This window comes from Microvirga sp. VF16 (genome assembly GCF_016864375.1).
Lineage (GTDB): Bacteria > Pseudomonadota > Alphaproteobacteria > Rhizobiales > Beijerinckiaceae > Microvirga.
This window is the reverse complement of sequence record NZ_CP069354.1, coordinates 3,933,763-3,949,036: the sequence shown is the minus strand read 5'-3', so window position 1 is coordinate 3,949,036 and position 15,274 is coordinate 3,933,763. Positions and strand designations below refer to the sequence as shown.

Annotated in this window: 14 protein-coding genes and 1 pseudogene; 5 read left to right on the top strand and 10 right to left on the bottom strand. The window is 62.0% G+C overall.

All coding sequences use genetic code 11. The features are described 5' to 3' along the window. Nucleotides 1-205: 205 nt before the first annotated feature. Both JO965_RS18435 and JO965_RS18430 read left to right on the top strand, forming a co-directional pair. The gene (locus JO965_RS18435) at nucleotides 206-925 is read left to right on the top strand and encodes a DUF1194 domain-containing protein (protein WP_203440472.1); all 720 of its coding nucleotides are present in this window, start codon (nucleotides 206-208) and stop codon (nucleotides 923-925) included. Between the two features lie 52 nt (nucleotides 926-977). After that, nucleotides 978-2,156: an adenylate/guanylate cyclase domain-containing protein gene (locus JO965_RS18430; protein ID WP_203440471.1), complete on the top strand. Its 1,179-nt coding sequence runs from the start codon at nucleotides 978-980 to the stop codon at nucleotides 2,154-2,156. Nucleotides 2,157-2,172: 16 nt separating this feature from the next. Here the strand turns inward: JO965_RS18430 and JO965_RS18425 are convergent, their stop codons facing one another. The 5 genes from JO965_RS18425 to JO965_RS18405 all read right to left on the bottom strand — a co-directional run bounded on the left by JO965_RS18425 (nucleotide 2,173) and on the right by JO965_RS18405 (nucleotide 6,606). Beyond that, entirely contained in the window at nucleotides 2,173-2,874 is a 702-nt protein-coding gene (locus tag JO965_RS18425) for an RNA polymerase sigma factor (protein ID WP_203440470.1), read from the bottom strand. Nucleotides 2,875-2,944: 70 nt separating this feature from the next. Continuing rightward, complete coding sequence (locus tag JO965_RS18420; RefSeq protein WP_203440469.1) at nucleotides 2,945-3,457, bottom strand: plastocyanin/azurin family copper-binding protein; 513 nt, start codon at nucleotides 3,455-3,457, stop codon at nucleotides 2,945-2,947. Further along, nucleotides 3,457-3,879, bottom strand: coding sequence for a DUF5602 domain-containing protein (locus JO965_RS18415; protein ID WP_203440468.1), 423 nt, complete (start codon nucleotides 3,877-3,879; stop codon nucleotides 3,457-3,459). Before JO965_RS18415 ends, JO965_RS18420 begins: the two co-directional genes overlap by 1 nt. 210 nt (nucleotides 3,880-4,089) lie before the next feature. Then, nucleotides 4,090-5,616 (bottom strand): murein biosynthesis integral membrane protein MurJ, encoded by a 1,527-nt coding sequence (gene murJ / locus JO965_RS18410; protein ID WP_203440467.1) that lies wholly within the window; start codon nucleotides 5,614-5,616, stop codon nucleotides 4,090-4,092. A 3-nt stretch (nucleotides 5,617-5,619) separates the two neighbouring features. After that, complete coding sequence (locus JO965_RS18405; protein ID WP_203440466.1) at nucleotides 5,620-6,606, bottom strand: glycosyltransferase family 2 protein; 987 nt, start codon at nucleotides 6,604-6,606, stop codon at nucleotides 5,620-5,622. Between the two features lie 95 nt (nucleotides 6,607-6,701). Here JO965_RS18405 and JO965_RS18400 point away from each other — a divergent pair, with 95 nt between their 5' ends. Next, the gene (locus tag JO965_RS18400; protein WP_203440465.1) at nucleotides 6,702-7,547 is read left to right on the top strand and encodes a ChbG/HpnK family deacetylase; all 846 of its coding nucleotides are present in this window, start codon (nucleotides 6,702-6,704) and stop codon (nucleotides 7,545-7,547) included. A gap of 151 nt (nucleotides 7,548-7,698) precedes the next feature. Further along, a complete protein-coding gene (locus JO965_RS18395; RefSeq protein ID WP_203440464.1) occupies nucleotides 7,699-8,964 on the top strand; it encodes an adenylate/guanylate cyclase domain-containing protein in 1,266 nt (421 codons plus the stop codon). 46 nt (nucleotides 8,965-9,010) lie between these two features. On the opposite strand, the pseudogene JO965_RS18390 reads toward JO965_RS18395, so the two are convergent. The 3 genes and pseudogenes from JO965_RS18390 to JO965_RS18380 form a co-directional block, all read right to left on the bottom strand. Beyond that, nucleotides 9,011-9,765 (bottom strand): annotated as a pseudogene (locus tag JO965_RS18390) (IS5 family transposase). A 77-nt stretch (nucleotides 9,766-9,842) separates the two neighbouring features. Then, entirely contained in the window at nucleotides 9,843-10,322 is a 480-nt protein-coding gene (locus tag JO965_RS18385; RefSeq protein ID WP_203440462.1) for a DUF2938 domain-containing protein, read from the bottom strand. 72 nt (nucleotides 10,323-10,394) lie between these two features. Then, entirely contained in the window at nucleotides 10,395-10,994 is a 600-nt protein-coding gene (locus JO965_RS18380; protein WP_203440461.1) for a superoxide dismutase, read from the bottom strand. A 285-nt stretch (nucleotides 10,995-11,279) separates the two neighbouring features. Between JO965_RS18380 and JO965_RS18375 the strand changes: the two genes are divergently transcribed. Further along, nucleotides 11,280-12,224: a hypothetical protein gene (locus JO965_RS18375; RefSeq protein WP_203440460.1), complete on the top strand. Its 945-nt coding sequence runs from the start codon at nucleotides 11,280-11,282 to the stop codon at nucleotides 12,222-12,224. Here the strand turns inward: JO965_RS18375 and JO965_RS18370 are convergent. Both JO965_RS18370 and JO965_RS18365 read right to left on the bottom strand, forming a co-directional pair. Continuing rightward, the gene (locus tag JO965_RS18370; RefSeq protein WP_203440459.1) at nucleotides 12,217-12,771 is read right to left on the bottom strand and encodes an isochorismatase family protein; all 555 of its coding nucleotides are present in this window, start codon (nucleotides 12,769-12,771) and stop codon (nucleotides 12,217-12,219) included. The two genes, JO965_RS18375 and JO965_RS18370, sit on opposite strands and share 8 nt — an antisense overlap. 7 nt (nucleotides 12,772-12,778) lie before the next feature. After that, on the bottom strand, nucleotides 12,779-15,157 hold the full coding sequence (locus tag JO965_RS18365) for a PAS domain-containing protein (RefSeq protein WP_203440458.1): 2,379 nt from the start codon (nucleotides 15,155-15,157) through the stop codon (nucleotides 12,779-12,781). Between the last annotated feature and the right edge of the window lie 117 nt (nucleotides 15,158-15,274).

The window sequence follows — 15,274 nt, the reverse complement described above, 5'->3', positions numbered from 1 at the left end:
GATCCCGATGCCGAGAAGCACGGCACTTTTCGTATTGGGATGGCCGGGACAGGCCCGGCCATGACGGAAGGGTGTTGCCCTCAGATCAGGAGTTGATCGGAAATGACACGAAGAGCTCCAACAAACTTGTGATCGCCGGGAGAGGCAAACCTCCTTGAGAAAACCCTAAATGGCTCCAGCATTGTGCCCAAAGCCGGAGCCATCGATGCGATTTGTTCTGAATAGCTTATTTGCCTTCAGCCTGCTCACGGCTCCGGCCGTTGCGGAATCGGTTGATCTGGAACTGGTCTTTGCGGCCGACGGCTCAGGTTCTATCGACGACGCCGAATTGCGCCTCCAGCGCCAGGGCTGGGCCGATGCGCTCATGAGCCAGGACGTGCTGAACGGTGTCAAGGACGGCCACATCGGTGCGCTTGCCGTTGCCTTCATGGAATGGGGCGGGCCGAGCTCGCAGGTGCTCATCGTCGACTGGCATGTGATCCGTGACGAGGCGAGCGCGCGGGTCTTTGCCGACAAGCTCATGAGCGCGCCGCGCGGCGCCTATGGCTACAACTCCATCTCGAACGCCATCGACTTCTCCGTCCGTCTCGTGGAGACCAACGCCCATGAGGGAACGCGCAAGATCATCGATGTGTCCGGCGATGGTCCCAACATGAACGGCCGGTCGCTGGAGCAGGCGAGGGCGGATGCGCTTGCCAAAGGTTTCACCATCAATGCCCTTGCCATCCGCCGCCCCGGCAGCGGACGGCCGGGCGGGCCTGGGGGGATGTCGCTCGAGGATTATTACGGCGAGAGCGTCATCGGCGGTCCCGGTTCTTTTGTCGAGATCGCCGACGAGACGCGGCCCTTCGCGGTGGCCGCCCGCCGCAAGCTCCTGACGGAAATCGCCGGAACGGGCGGAGCCTTGCGCCATGCTAGCCGCTGACCCCTAAGCCGGGGCTTGAAGACATCCTGGAGCAGGATGGTAAGGTGAGCCCATGGCGAATCTCGAAGATTGGATCATCGAACAGGGACTGCGGGGCACGAATGTCGGATCGCTGCTCGCCGGCCTCACCGAGCGGCTGGTCGCCGAGGGTATGCCGCTGGTCCGGTCCTATGTCGCCCTGCCGACCGTCAATCCGACAATCCGCGTCTATACCCATGTCTGGACCCGCTCGGCCGGCATGATCGTCGAGGGCGTCTCTCACGAGCGCAACGCTTTTGCCTTCGACCGAAGCCCCTTCGCCTACATGATGCAGACCGAGCAGACGAGCTGCTATTGGCTGATCGATGATCCAGAGGCCCGGCAATTCGATGTTTTTGACGATGTGAGGCGAGAAGGCGGGACGGATTATCTGGCACGCCTGTTCAGTTTCGAGAACACCAGCGCTCCGGATCTCCGGGGCATCGGGATCTCCTTCTCCAGCTCTCGTCCCGAGGGATTCCGACCGGAGGAAATCGCTCGGATCGATTCGCTTCTGCCCCTGCTGGGCTTGGCCGCTTATCGCATGACGCTCTTTGACCTCACGGTTGCGATGCTCGACACCTATGTGGGGCTCTCCGCCGGCCGACGGGTCCTGAGCGGCGAGATCCGGCGCGGATTCGGCACGACCATCACTGCCGCGCTTCTGTTCGCGGATCTGCGCGGCTTCACCACCCTGGCCGATACGGCCGGCATGGACCTGATCGCACGGCTCGATCAGCATCTCGAAGCCATGGCGGACCCCGTGGCGGAGCAGGGCGGGGAAGTGCTCAAGTTCATGGGCGACGGCGTTCTGGCGGCATTTCCGATCACGGAGGAACGCTCCCGGGAGAGCGCTTGCGCGGCAGCAATCCAGGCTGCGCAGACTGCGCTCGATCGCAACGCTGCTGTCAACCGCCTCCATGCCCACGAGACGCCGCTCAGCCTTGATATCGCGCTCCATTGCGGAGATGTGTTCTACGGTAATATCGGCGCGGCCGGCCGCCTCGATTTCACGGTGATCGGCCCGGCCGTGAACGAGGTCAGTCGCATGGAGGCGCTCTGCAACAGCCTCGACTGCTCTGTCATTCTGTCCGATAGCGTCGCCTCGGTGAGTCCGGTTCCCGTCCGCTCCCTCGGTCGTCACCGATTGCGGGGCATCGCAGTGGAACGGGAGCTCTTTACCTTCGCCTCACTCAGTTCCTGGACAGCTTGAGCCTGACTGCACGCAATCAGGGCTCCGCTACCTCCAATCGATCCAACACGGCTTGCGTGATCCTTGCGCACCGGGCGCCGGCGAAAGGAAACGCGTCGGTGAGAGCGTTCGAAAGCGTCTGATCGAGGCTCTGCCGCAGGAGGCGACGGGCACGGTGAAGCCTCGTCTTCACTGTCTCGGGGCGCAGGCCGAGATGAGATGCGGTTGCCTCGACGCTCATTTCCTCGATATCACGAAGAACGAAGACGACACGGAAAGCATCCGGCAACTGATCCACGGCCCTTTCGATCAGGCGGCGGACTTCAGCGCGGGCCGCGGCGGCTTCGGGGTCCCCTTCCTGACGGGCCGAGGGCAGGTAGATCACACGGGCCTCTCCTTGTTCGTCGATCGTGTCGATATGCTTCAATTCGACGGAGGGACGTCGCTTTCGGAGACGCTCCAGCGCCTCGTTGAGTGCGATCCGCGTGAGCCAGGTCGCAAGGCGCGCTTCGCCACGGAAGCCGTCCAGATGGGTAAAGGCGCGAAAATAGGCTTCCTGTACTACATCCTCGGCCTCGGCATCGTCGCCGAGGACACTGCGCGCTATCCGATAGAGCTGCCGATTGTGGCGCTCCATGATCAGACGGAGGGCCGCCCCATCCCTGCACCGAGCCCTCTCGACCAGGGCCAGGTCATCCAGGTTGTCCAGCTGAGGCTTTACGACGAACCTCGGTTGCATCGCCTATCTCCTGCGTCTTGCCGTTAGATGGTCCGGCGTCCCAAAGGTTCCCAAATGATACGGACCGCATTCATGTTCGGCGAACGATGCCTCGCTGTATGATCTCGTCAACCGATGGGAACGCCTGCAAAGCAAGGTCAGGGAGCGCCTGTGCTACGGACCCGCCCGGAGGAGGGCTGCCAGGACGCCCCACGATGATCCGCCCGACCATTCCAGCATGCTCGTGAGGGATGCAGAAGAAATCATACACGCCTTCCACTTTAAGCGTGACTGCAAAGGTCTCACTGGGAAGAAGATAATCCGAGTTCCAGGGCTCAGCCCCTTCAGGCATGCGGAGCGGGTGATCGAAGTTCTTCGGATGATAGGCCGTAGCCGTATGCGAGTTTCCCGGATCCAGGTTGATCCAGCGGATCGTCTGGCCCGGTTCGACGTGCAGGCCGATGGGATCGAACCACACATGGGAGCCGTCTGCCTTGCCCTGCATTCTGATCTCGATCGGTTCGCTCGCGAAGAGCAGGCGGGGCGATGCCAGACCGGCGAGGATACCCCCGCCGATCTGCAGGACATGCCGTCGCGAGGGCATCACTTTGCCGCCACCCGCGTCTCATCGGCCTTCGGCACATGCCACAGGACGACATGGGCATGGGGCTTCTCGACACCGGGATGCCCGGCATTGAAATAGACATCCACATGGTCGACCTTGCCGCCGGGCGCGGCGAGATCTTCGAAGCGCTTGTCCTTGTTGGTGAGGTCCTCAACGGGGAGCATGTAGACCGTGCTGACGAGCTTTCCCTCGCGGTCATAGGCCAGGAACGGACCGGCAGGCAGGGTCTTGGGGTCGACATAGAGCTGACCTAATCCCGGCAGGAAATCGGGCAGCTTCACGAGTTCGCTTACCTTCTTGTAGGCCCCTGACGGCGGAGCCTTCTCGACCTGGTCCGCGGACAGGGCCGGCATGGCGAGCGCGGCAATTCCAATCGCAGCAACGGCGAAGCGCAAGATCATGGTGTCATCCTCTCTAGAGCATCGGACCCGAAGTGGATTTGCACTTTTGGGACCCATCGATGCTCCATTCCTTAGTGAGCGCATCGCCGAGCGCGGAAAACCGGATCCACTTTTCCGCACGATGCGCTGGACCGGCATATCCCGGCACATCCGATTGGATGGATCCTCGGCAAGAAGGTTCCCGAAGAAATCTCGGACTTTGGGAAACGATCAGCGGCGGGACAATCGAACTCCCAGCACCTTGAGCCCGGCGAAGAGCGCACCGCCATAGATCAGCGCACCAATACCTCCGAGAACCGCGAGCAGGATTTCGTTGCGCCAGACAGGGAGCATGGCGGTCCACTCTGCGAGAGGCTCAGGCGCGAACCAGGCGAAGGCAGCAAGCAGCAGGCTCGCCACGGCCACCGCGGCGGCGGTGCGGCCGAGGGTGTTGCTCGGGTTCATCCAGTCCTTGCGCATGGCGAGGAGCACGAGGAGGCCGAGATTGACCCAGATGCCGATGGCGGTGGCCAGCGACAGTCCGACGACGCCGTAGGGACCGGTCAGGACGATCTTCAGGGCCACGTTGACGACAACCGCCGTAAGCGAGGCGATAAGCGGCGTCACCGTATCCGAGCGCGAATAGAAGCTCGCCACGGCCGAGCGGATGAGAACGGCTGCGGGCAGGCCGATGGCATAGGCCGCGAGTACCGCACCGGAGCGCTGGGCGGCGGCGGCATCGAACGCGCCGCGCTGGAACAGAGCCGACATGATGAGACCTGGCATGGTCACGAAGGCCACGACGAACGGCGCCGCGAGCGCCAGCGTCAGGCCCACCGCCCGGTTTTGTGCACCATGGGCGCCCGCCACATCGCCTGCCGCGATCCGGCGGCTCATCTCCGGCAGCAGCACGGTTCCGGCCGCGATGCCGATGACGCCGAGGGGCAGCTGATAGATACGGTCGGCATAATAGAGCGAGGCCACCGCGCCTGTCGGCAGGAAGGAGGCGATGATCGTGTCGGCAAACATCGCAAGCTGCACGCCCGCCGAGCCGATCACGGCAGGCCCCAGAACCTTGAAGAAATGCTTCATGGCTGGGTCGAAGCGTGGCGCTTCGATCTCCGGCGCTACGCCGAGCCGCTTTGCTGAGACCCAGACCAGCAGCAATTCGAGCACGCCCGCGACCGTGACGCCCCACGCTGCGGCATAACCGGCATTGGGGAACAGGAAGGCGATGGCCAAAGCCGCCACGATGGAGACGTTGAGCAGGACGGGGGCAGCAGCAGCTGCCGCGAAGCGCTCATGGGCGTTGAGGATGGCGGAGAGGATCGTCACCAGGGTGACGAAGAGGAGATAGGGGAAGGTGATACGGGTGAGCGTCACCGCGAGATCGAATTTCGCGGGATCGTCCGAGAAGCCGGGGGCGAGCAGCGTCACCACCACCGGCATGGCGATCAGTGCCAGGACGAGCAGCACGATTTGTACGATCAGCATCAGGGTGCTGATGCGGCTGGCAAAAGATCGGGCAGGGACGGCGCCTTCCCGTTCCAGCACGCCCGCATAGGTGGGCAGGAATGCGCTGTTGAAGGCGCCCTCGCTGAAGATGGCACGGAAATGATTGGGGATGCGCGAGGCGACCACGAACGCATCGGCGATGGGGCCGGCGCCCATGATGGCAGCCAACACGACGTCGCGGATGAAGCCGGTGAGGCGCGAAACAAGCGTCCAGCCGCCGACGGAGAGGATCTTTCGAAACATCGGTCAGACCCGGCGCATGCGGTAGCTGTCGGGAACGAGGTCGCTCGACACCTCCGCGGCGCCGCCTATCCGCTCGGCCACCACATAGAGTGGTCGCCGTTTCACCTCCGCGAAGATGCGGCCGACATATTCGCCCACGATGCCGAGCGACATGAGCTGGATGCCGGAGAAGAACATGATCGAGACGATGAGGCTCGGGAAGCCGGGGAGATCGGTGCCGAACAGGAGCGTGCGGATCATGAAGAACAGGGCGGTGGCAATCGACAGGATCGAGATCAGGAAGCCGATATAGGTCCAGATCCGTAGCGGCACGGTCGAGAAGGCGGCAATGCCGTCGAAGGCGAAGCGGAAGAGCTTCCTGAAGCTCCATTTCGAGGTGCCGAACTGGCGCTCCTCCACGACGAAGGGCACGCCGGTGGCCTTGAAGCCGATCCAGGCGTAGAGGCCCTTCGAGAAGCGGGCTTTTTCACCGAGGGTCCGCAACACCTCGACGCCCTTGCGGTCGATGAGGCGGAAATCGCCCGCCCCTTCGGGCAGGCCGATTTCGCCGAAGCGGGAGAAGAGCTGGTAGAACAGATGAGCGAAGCCGCGCTTGACGCGGGTCTCATCGGACCGGTCCGTGCGCTGGCCATAGACCATCAGGTAGCCGTCCCGCCAGCGCTCCACGAAGGTTTCGATCATCTCCGGCGGATGCTGCAGGTCGGCGTCCATGATCACCACCGCGTCGCCCTGGGCGTGATCGAGGCCGGCCGCGATGGCGATCTCTTTGCCGAAATTGCGGCTGAAGGACACGGCGCCGACCCGGGGCTCGGCGAGGCTGATCTCCTTGATTCTGTCCAGGGTATCGTCCCGGCTGCCGTCATCGACGAAGACCACCTCCCAGACCGACGTGATCCGGTTGAGGATGGGGAGTAGCCGTCTGCACAGCGGCGCAATGTTCGCGCTCTCGTTGTGCACGGGAATGATGACGCTGAGCTGAGGCGACGCCACTGAAAGAACCCTTGATTGTCGGGCGCATCAAGAGCCGAGTTTGCGCCTTTGCTCAAGAGCATTAGGGTGCGGCAAAGCCGATTTTAAGGACATTCATGGGTTCCTTTCGTTACGTCATACTCTGCGCCGACGATTTCGGCCTTGCCGACGGGGTCAGCCGGGGCGTCGTGGAACTGGCAGAGATGGGCCGTTTGTCCGCAACCGGAGCGATGACCAATATGCCCGGCTGGCGCCGGGCGGCACCGAGCCTGATGCCTCTTCGCGATCGGATTATAGTCGGATTGCACCTTAATCTGACCACAGGATCGCCTTTGAGCCCTATGCCCGGGCTGGCCTCGTCGGGAGTGTTTCCGGCCTTGAAGGACCTGTTGCCGAAGGCCTTGAAACGGCGATTGCCTAAGGCGGAGATTGCCGAGGAAATCGGCCGCCAGATCGACGCCTTCGAGGAGGTCTTCGGTGAGGCTCCGGCCTTTATCGACGGTCACCAGCACGTCCATGTCTTGCCGGCGATCAGGCCAGCCTTGATCGAGGCTCTGAAGGCGAGGAGCTATGCCGGGCGCGTTTGGCTACGCGATCCATCGGACAAAATCACCGCGATCCTGCGCCGCCCCATCGGGCGCAATAAGGCGCTCATCGTCAAATCCCTTGCCCGAGGCTTTTCCCGAAGCGTCCGTGCAGCGGGCTTCCAGACGAACAAGGGCTTTTCGGGCTTTGCTCCGCTCGATCTTTCAGTTCCGGCCGCTCGGGTCTTCGAAGAGGCGTTCTCGAAGCTCGGGCCTCGCCCCCTCGTCATGTGCCATCCGGGCTACGTAGACGATGAGCTACGGGCCCTCGATCCCGCTCTGGAAAGCCGGGTGGAGGAGCTGAAATATTTGAAGTCGGACGCTTTTCGCGAATTGCTGGAGCAGCGGGGGTTGCGACTAAGCCCTGAGATTGCATGAGACCAAGGCCCTGAAAGCCTCGTCTTAAGGTCAAAACCGACTATATTTCCTGGAAATCCGAGCCTTGAGTTGGTTCACTCTGAGCTATTCCTCAAGGCCGTGCTGTCAGGGGCGATGTCCGCTGGGCTGAAGGGCCCGTGGGAGCGAGACGATGCAGGATGCGCCCTCCGTCAACGAGACCGATCGGGTGGCGACACTCGCCCTCTACCGGATCATGGATACGCCGCCGGAATTCGCCTTCGACGCCGTGACAGAACTCGCGGCCGAGGTGTGCGGCTGCCCGGTCGCGCTGATCAGCCTGATGGACGAGCGGCGCCAGTGGATGAAATCGAAATACGGCCTGCCTGCCGATTATACCGAGTGTCCGCGCGAGATCACGGTCTGCAACGCCACCCTTAACTCAAACGATCTCGTCTACGTGCCGGACCTGACCACCCATGAACGTTATAAACATCTGCCCATCGTCACAGAGGAGCCGCATGTGCGCTTCTATTGCGGCATGCCGCTCATCAATCGGGAAGGCTATGCCCTGGGTACGCTCTGTGTCGTAGCGTTCGAACCGCATGAGCTGCGCCCCTCCCAGCGCGAGGCCGTCCGCCGTTTGTCGCAGCAGGCGATGGCGCTGCTCGAGCTGCGACGACAACTCATTGAACGTGATGCACTTCTGGAGGAGTTGGCGCAGGCCAAGACATCCGCCGAGCACGCGAGGGATCAATCCGATGATCTCCTGCGCAACATCCTGCCTCAGAAGGTGGCCGAGGAACTGAAGGCTAGCGGTCACGTCGAGCCTCGCTTCCACGAGGCCACAACGATTCTGTATGCGGATTTCAAGGAATTCACGCTTCTGACGGAAACCCTCGATCCAGCCCGGCTTCTCGCCCAGCTCGATCAGAATTTCGGGCGGTTCGACGACATTGCCAAGAGGAATCGGCTAGAGACTATCAAGACGATCGGTGATGCTTATCTCTGTGCAGGCGGCTTGCCCGAGGCCAATCGCACCCATGCCATCGATGCCTGCCTGGCCTCTCTGCAGATGCAAGCCTTCATCCATAATGCCAACCGGCAGCGCGAAAAACTCCGGCTTCCGTCCTGGGAGCTGCGCATCGGGGTCAATTCCGGCTCGGTGATTGCCGGTATCGTGGGACAGCGGCGTTTCACCTACGATATCTGGGGCAATTCGGTGAATGTCGCTCAACGCCTGGAGGAGGCCTGCGAGCCGGGAAGGGTGAATATCTCGGCGAGCACGCTTCACCACGTGGCACGCTTGTTCCAGACCGAGCCGCGTGGGCAGGTGGAGGTCAAGCATATCGGCGCGGTCGACATGTATTTCCTCGACCGCATCCGGCCAGAATTCAGCGCGGATCCCGAGGGGTATATGCCGAATGCGGAGTTCTGGAGAGCGAGCGGGACGGCCTGAAAGCAAGACGGCCCTCTGGGTCCGATGCGCTAGGCTGAATCGACATTCATCGCATCCAGAGGATGGCACAGGCGAGGTGGATGAAGCCAAGGAAGTGGTCGGCGCGCCGGTCGTATCGGGTGGCGATCCGCCGGAAGTGCTTGAGCTTATTGAAGCAACGTTCGATGCGATTGCGGGCCTTGTAAGCTTCGAAGTCGTAGGGGATCGGCTGCTTGCGGGTCGGATTGCAGGGGATGACGGCCTCGGCCCCGATCCCAGCGACGATGCGGCGGAGCGCGTTGCTGTCATAGGCCTTGTCGGCGAGGACGCGTCTCGCCGACAAGCCGTTGAGCAAGACCGGCGCCTGGGTGACATCGCCCCGCTGGCCCGGGGTCAGGATGACCCGCAACGGGCGCCCCTGGCCCTCCACGACCATGTGGATCTTGGTGGTCAATCCACCTCGGGAGCGCCCCAGAGCCTGGTTCGGATCCCCCCTTTTCCGGTCGCGGCCTGCTGGTGGGCGCGGACCAGGGTGCTGTCGAGCATCACGTAGTCATTGTCCGGGTCATGGATCAGATCGGCGAACACGCGTTCCCAGACCCCGGCTTTGGCCCAGCGCCGGAAACGCTGATGCGCGGTCTTCCACTTGCCATAGCGCTCGGGAAGGTCGTGCCAGTGCGCGCCAGAGCGCAGGATCCACAACACGCCATTGACGAACACCCGATTATCCCGGCCACTCCGCCCGGGATCGCCGGACTTGCCGGGCAACAGCCCCTCAATGCGCCGCCATTGCTCGCCGGTCAGTTCATATCGCTTGGCCATGCAGGTTCCCCAGATCGAAGCTGGAGACCTATGAATCACGCACCGCCGCGAATTTGAACCCTGAATGTCGATTGGTCCTAGCGTATAAGAAGCGCGGTCGCGTAAAGGCCCAGGCCGAAGACGATGTGTCCGACGATGTTGAGCATCCTGATCTGGTTCGCATTCGGCCGCTTGGAGGCCGCGATGCCCGCGCCCATGCCCGGCTGAAGCAGGAACCAGCCGGCACCGACCGTGACGAGACCGACGACGAGTGGTGGGACCAGCGTGGGCTGCTGCGCCCAGCCGGAGGGCGTCACAGCGAGCAGGATGGCGGCGAAGAGGATCCCGACGAAGTAATGGCCGATCCAGCCGGCTGCCAGCTCATGGGAGAAAGGCGGAGCCTTCGCGATATCGTCGTGAAAGACCTTGCCGCCGGCAAGATGGCAGAACCAACGCCCGACAGGAGCCCAGTTGGCGCCGGGAAGCCCGAAGACATGCTTCAGCAGCAAACCCCACAGATCGAAGATGGCGGTTGCACCGACGCCGATCAGGATGGAGCGGAAGAGGAAATCGGCCACGGCGCAGTCCTTCGGAAAATGACATGAAACGGGCCTCCGAAGAGGCCCGCAAGACAGTATGAACGTTTCTGCCTACTTCGTTGCAGCCTCGAACATCTCTTCCACATGTTCCCAGTTCACGAGATTGTCGAGGAAGGCTTTGAGATAATCGGGACGGCGGTTGCGGTAATCGATGTAGTAGGAATGCTCCCACACGTCGCAGCCGAGGATCGGCTGGGCGCCGTGCACGAGGGGGTTCTCGCCATTCGGGGTCTTCATGATCGTGATCTTGCCGTCCTTCACGGCAAGCCAGGCCCAGCCGGAGCCGAACTGGCCGACGCCGGCCTGGATGAAGTCCTCCTTCATCTTGTCGATCGAGCCGAGGTCCTCGACGATCTTCTTCTCGAGCTTGCCGGGAAGGGCGCCGCCGCCGTTCGGCTTCATCCACAGCCAGAAGTGGATGTGGTTGTAATGCTGACCGGCATTGTTGAAGAGGGCCTGATTCTTGCCGTAGGAGCCTTTCACGACCTCTTCGACGCTCTTGCCCTCGAATTCCGTGCCTTTCAGCAGGTTGTTGCCGGTGTTGACGTAAGCTGCATGGTGTTTGTCGTGGTGAAACTCCAGGGTTTCCTTCGACATGTAGGGCTGCAGGGCATCATAGGCATAAGGCAGTTCGGGCAGAGTGAACGACATCGGCGTCTCCTTTGGATTGAGCGACCTGGAGCATCGGACCCAAAAGTGGAAACCACTTTTAGGATCGATCCGATGCCCCTCTTGCGACTGCGCATCGCCCGATGCGGAAAACTGGATCCACTTTTCCGCACGATGCGCCTGAGCGTTAGTTAAAGCGCGACCTGCCCGAGAGCAACGGCCAAGCTGCGGACTTTTTTCTGCTTAAGCTTCCCAGCCCGTTGCCTTTTGCCTATAGAGGCATAGCTTTGCCTTGATTATCTTTGGTTTGCGTATGATGGAGACGGCATGATCATCGCTCTTCTGGCCCTCGCTTTTGCGATGATCGTTGGTGGGCTGCTCGCTGTAATTTTCGGATGGGATATCGTTCTGGTCGAACGTGGCTGGACGATGGTGATTGCCGGCAGCGTCATGGCTGCAAGCGGCGCCCTCCTGCTCGGCATCGCCGCCGCAGTCTCCAAGCTGGCTAAGATCGAGACCCGGCTGTTGCAGCTCCAGGGCGGCCCCGATGAGGAGGCCCTCCTCGGAACGCCGAAGTCCGCGAAGGGCCTTTCGCTGGCAGCGCTCTCCGGCGGCCTCGTAGCCGGAAAGGCGGCCGCCGAGGCCGAGGAGGTCGAGCATCCTGAGGAGGTGCAACCTACGCTTCCGCTCTTCGAGGAAGAGGACAAGCGGGAGCCGATCAAGGAAGAGGTGAAGGTTGCCGAATGGCCGGAAGAGTCGCGGACCCCCGAATCGGTTGTGCCGTTCCCGCCCAGAACCAGCCTGCCCCCGGCGCCCTCCCGTGAAGAAGACGAACTCGCCATGAAGGTGCCCGACTTCCTCCTGGCGGAGCGGACGCGCGATGCGGATGAAGAACCACGTGTCATCGACGGTGCCGACATCTATCATCGCGACCAGGATGAGCGTGAACCCGAGCCGCGCGATCTCGACGAAAGTGATGATCGTCCGAAGCCTGTTGCTGAGATCGTTTCAGAGCGTGAGCTGGAGCCCGAACCTGCCGTAACGGAGGAAGTCGAAGAGAAAGCGGAATTGGAAGACGATACCGCTGCCGATATGTCTCGTTCTCCCGTCGTCGTCGGGACCTACAACTCAGGCGACAACAAGTATGTCATGTTCTCGGATGGGTCGATCGAGGCGCAGACGCCGAGTGGCGTGTTCCGCTTCCAGTCCCTGGACGAGCTGAAGGAGTTCATCGCTGCGGGAGGCGAAGGTAAATCCTCGTCCTCTATCTGAAGAGGGGAGCCAGTGCGCGGAAATCGTCCGTGGCCGCTTCTCCCATCCATTCGAAGACAGCCATCTCCGTCGTCACCCAATGGCAGCCTGCATGAAGCAGCCGTGCGCAGGCGGTGTTGACACTGTGGCTTGAGCGGCTCGATACCGCATCCCCAACCACAAAGACGTCCAGTCCCATGCTTCTGAACTCCAAAGCGCTCTGCAACACGCAGATATGAGCTTCGGTTCCGCAGATCACGAGCTGATTCAGGCCGCTGCCACGCAGGGTCGCAATGCGCTCGGCAATCGCGGGATCGCGTGCGGCTGAGAAGGTGGTTTTGGTCAAAGTGACCGCGTCAGGCGGCAGCACCTCCTGCACCGTCGGCAGGGTTGCTCCGAGGCCCTTGGGATATTGCTCCGTTACCGTAACGGGAATGCCCAGCCTATTCGCGGCTTCCAGCAGGATCCGCACATTCCTTAAGGTAGTCTCGCCTTCATGAATGGCAGGCATGAGGCGCGCCTGGAGGTCGACGACGATGAGGTGAGAGCGTTTCGCGTCGAGCAGCATGGGCGCCTTACGTGTCCGGATTGAAGGTGGGGGGCTCGGTCGGGATCGGCATCTGCATCGAGAAGCGCAGTCCCTCCTCAGGGAAATCCATGGACACATTAGCCTGCAACTGCGTGGCCAGCACGCGCTGGAGCAGACGGGTGCCGAAGCCCTGGCGCGTCGGCGTGCTCACCCGCGGGCCCCCTTTCTCGATCCAGGAGAACTGCAGCAGCGGACGCTCCCGGTCGAGGATCTCCCAGCGCACCGCGACCTGGCCGCCGAAGGTCGACAGCGCCCCGTGCTTGGCCGCATTGGTGGTCAGCTCATGGATCGCCATGCCGATCGGCACCGCCGCCTCCGACGGCAGCTCGAGCGGCGGCCCTGCGACCGTGATGCGGTTGCGCGCCTCGTCCTCGTAGGGCCCGAGCTCGGTCTGGACGAGCTCCTCCAGGTCGGCCTTCTGCCACAGGTCCTCGGTGAGCAGGTTGTGGGTGCGGGCGAGCGAGACGATGCGGCCGACGAAGCCCTGGTAGAACTCGTCGATGCTCGAGGCGGTGCGGGCGGTGGATCCGACGATGGCTTGGACGGTGGCGAGCGTGTTCTTGACCCGATGGTGCAGCTCTCGGATCAGAAGCTGCTGACGCTGCTCAGCATGCTTATGTTTGGTCACATCGATGTTGACGCCGATGATGCGCGATGGGCTGCCATCCTCGCCGTAGAAGATCATCATGCTGCCTTCGATATGGCGGAAGGTGCTGTCCGGCAGCGGAATGCGATGCGCAAAGGCCAGTTCGTGATCGCCTCGGGCGATAGCCTCGCGAAAGGTCTTCTCGAACTTGGCGACATCGGCAGGATGGATGCGCGAGCTCCACCCTTCGTAGTTTCCTTCGAAGCTGCCGGGCGCGATCCCGAAGAGATTCTCCTGCTCCGGCATCCAGGTGATGGCTCCGCTGGCTACGTCCCAGTCGAATACGCCGATCCGCGCTGCGCGCTGCGCCAGAGCCAGGCGCTCCTCGCTCTTGCGCAAGGCCGCTTCCGTCTCCTTCAGGTTATGGATGTTGATGCTCGTTCCGATCTTGCCCTTGAAGTCGCCGTCGGGGCCATAGAGAGATCCAACCCGCACGGCGTGCCAGTGATAGGTCCCATCGGCAGCTCGGTAGCGCATTTCGGCTTCCAGCACGTCGGATGTGGCGTTCTTGGCGTCAGCCATGATCTTTGCAAGATCTTCCGGGTGGATGATCGACAGCCAGCCGTGACCGAGCGTCTGTTCGCGGGAGAGACCAGAGAATTCAAACCAGCTCTGCTCGTTCACGTAATAGATCAGCTCGAGCTCCGGCGTCGCGATCCATGCAAAGCCTGGCAGTGCCCGGGTGAAGGTGTGAAACCTGAACTCGGTTTCGTGCAAGCTACGTTCAGCGCGCAGCTTCTCAACGGCTGTCCAGGCGCGCTCCGCTACGTCCTCTGCCAGCGATACATCACTATCCGACCAGGAGCGAGGGGTGGATGAGATCGTATAGAGGACGGCCGTGATGTGACCGTCCTTGAGCAGAGGGACCGTGAGAACGGCCCTGGCGTTAAGCGTACTGTAGAAGCTCTGGAGGGCAGGGGTTCCCGTTCGTGGATCGGTTGCGACGTCCTCGATGGTCAGGGTCTGCCCCAGCTTCGAATCGTCGATCATGCCGTGCAGAAATTCCTGCAGGCGGTAGGCACGGCCCTCATTGCTGATCGCGCCCCTGGACCATTCCCGTTCGACGAGAACGACGCCGCGGCTGTCGTCGACCTCGCCGTAGCCGACACAATCCGCCTTCAGGAGCTGGCCGATGCGCTCGGTCGTCGCTTCCATGATCGCAAAGGGATCCTTGAAGCTCCGGAGTTGCTCGTTCAGGTTCAACAGATAGTCCTGGCGGCGCTGGACGTCCTTGAGCTCTTCCTTAGCACGCTCCCGCTCGGTCACATCCTGCGTGACGCCGACCAAGCGGACGGCCTTGCCATTCTCGAAAATCGGAGTGCCTCTCACGCGGAGACGACCGATGTAGCCGTCGGGACGGACGACGCGATGCTCCACGTTGAAGTCGGATCGGGTGGCCAGGGCATAGGTAACAGCCTGGTTGATCCTCTCGACATCACCCGGGTGCTGCAATTTCTTCAGCTTTTCAAAGGTCAGAAGTTCATCGGATGCCAGGCCAAGATGAGCTTTGCAGGTTGAATTCGCGGTTATCTCGTTGGTCACGAGGTCGCGTTCCCAGGATCCCAGCCGGCCAATCTCGAGCGCCAGCCGCAGCGCGGCACTGTTCCCCCGCGCGTCACTCTCGATCGCGGCGTGGCTCCTTTCCTGCGTGCCCGCCAGCCTCTCGGCTTGCGGAGCAACGGCTCTTGGAAAGTGAGGAATTTCGACCCTGTTGGTCATGAACAATGCTCTTGAGCTGCGCCTGCTGCTTTCTAAGCCCTTATCGAGGCTACGTCACCTCGTGCCCTAAAGTCATGCCAATGAGGCAGCAATAAAGCAGAGGAGGTACCGAACATT

Excerpts from the sequence above, each read along its gene's own strand:
- JO965_RS18400 (WP_203440465.1), top strand. The coding sequence starts at position 6,702 with ATGGGTTCCTTTCGTTACGTCATACTCTGCGCCGACGATTTCGGCCTT.
- JO965_RS18375 (WP_203440460.1), top strand. The coding sequence starts at position 11,280 with ATGATCATCGCTCTTCTGGCCCTCGCTTTTGCGATGATCGTTGGTGGG.
- JO965_RS18425 (WP_203440470.1), bottom strand. The coding sequence starts at position 2,874 with ATGCAACCGAGGTTCGTCGTAAAGCCTCAGCTGGACAACCTGGATGAC.
- JO965_RS18420 (WP_203440469.1), bottom strand. The coding sequence starts at position 3,457 with ATGCCCTCGCGACGGCATGTCCTGCAGATCGGCGGGGGTATCCTCGCC.
- JO965_RS18370 (WP_203440459.1), bottom strand. The coding sequence starts at position 12,771 with ATGCTGCTCGACGCGAAACGCTCTCACCTCATCGTCGTCGACCTCCAG.
- JO965_RS18415 (WP_203440468.1), bottom strand. The coding sequence starts at position 3,879 with ATGATCTTGCGCTTCGCCGTTGCTGCGATTGGAATTGCCGCGCTCGCC.
- JO965_RS18430 (WP_203440471.1), top strand. The coding sequence starts at position 978 with ATGGCGAATCTCGAAGATTGGATCATCGAACAGGGACTGCGGGGCACG.
- JO965_RS18395 (WP_203440464.1), top strand. The coding sequence starts at position 7,699 with ATGCAGGATGCGCCCTCCGTCAACGAGACCGATCGGGTGGCGACACTC.
- JO965_RS18365 (WP_203440458.1), bottom strand. The coding sequence starts at position 15,157 with ATGACCAACAGGGTCGAAATTCCTCACTTTCCAAGAGCCGTTGCTCCG.
- JO965_RS18380 (WP_203440461.1), bottom strand. The coding sequence starts at position 10,994 with ATGTCGTTCACTCTGCCCGAACTGCCTTATGCCTATGATGCCCTGCAG.
- murJ (WP_203440467.1), bottom strand. The coding sequence starts at position 5,616 with ATGTTTCGAAAGATCCTCTCCGTCGGCGGCTGGACGCTTGTTTCGCGC.
- JO965_RS18435 (WP_203440472.1), top strand. The coding sequence starts at position 206 with ATGCGATTTGTTCTGAATAGCTTATTTGCCTTCAGCCTGCTCACGGCT.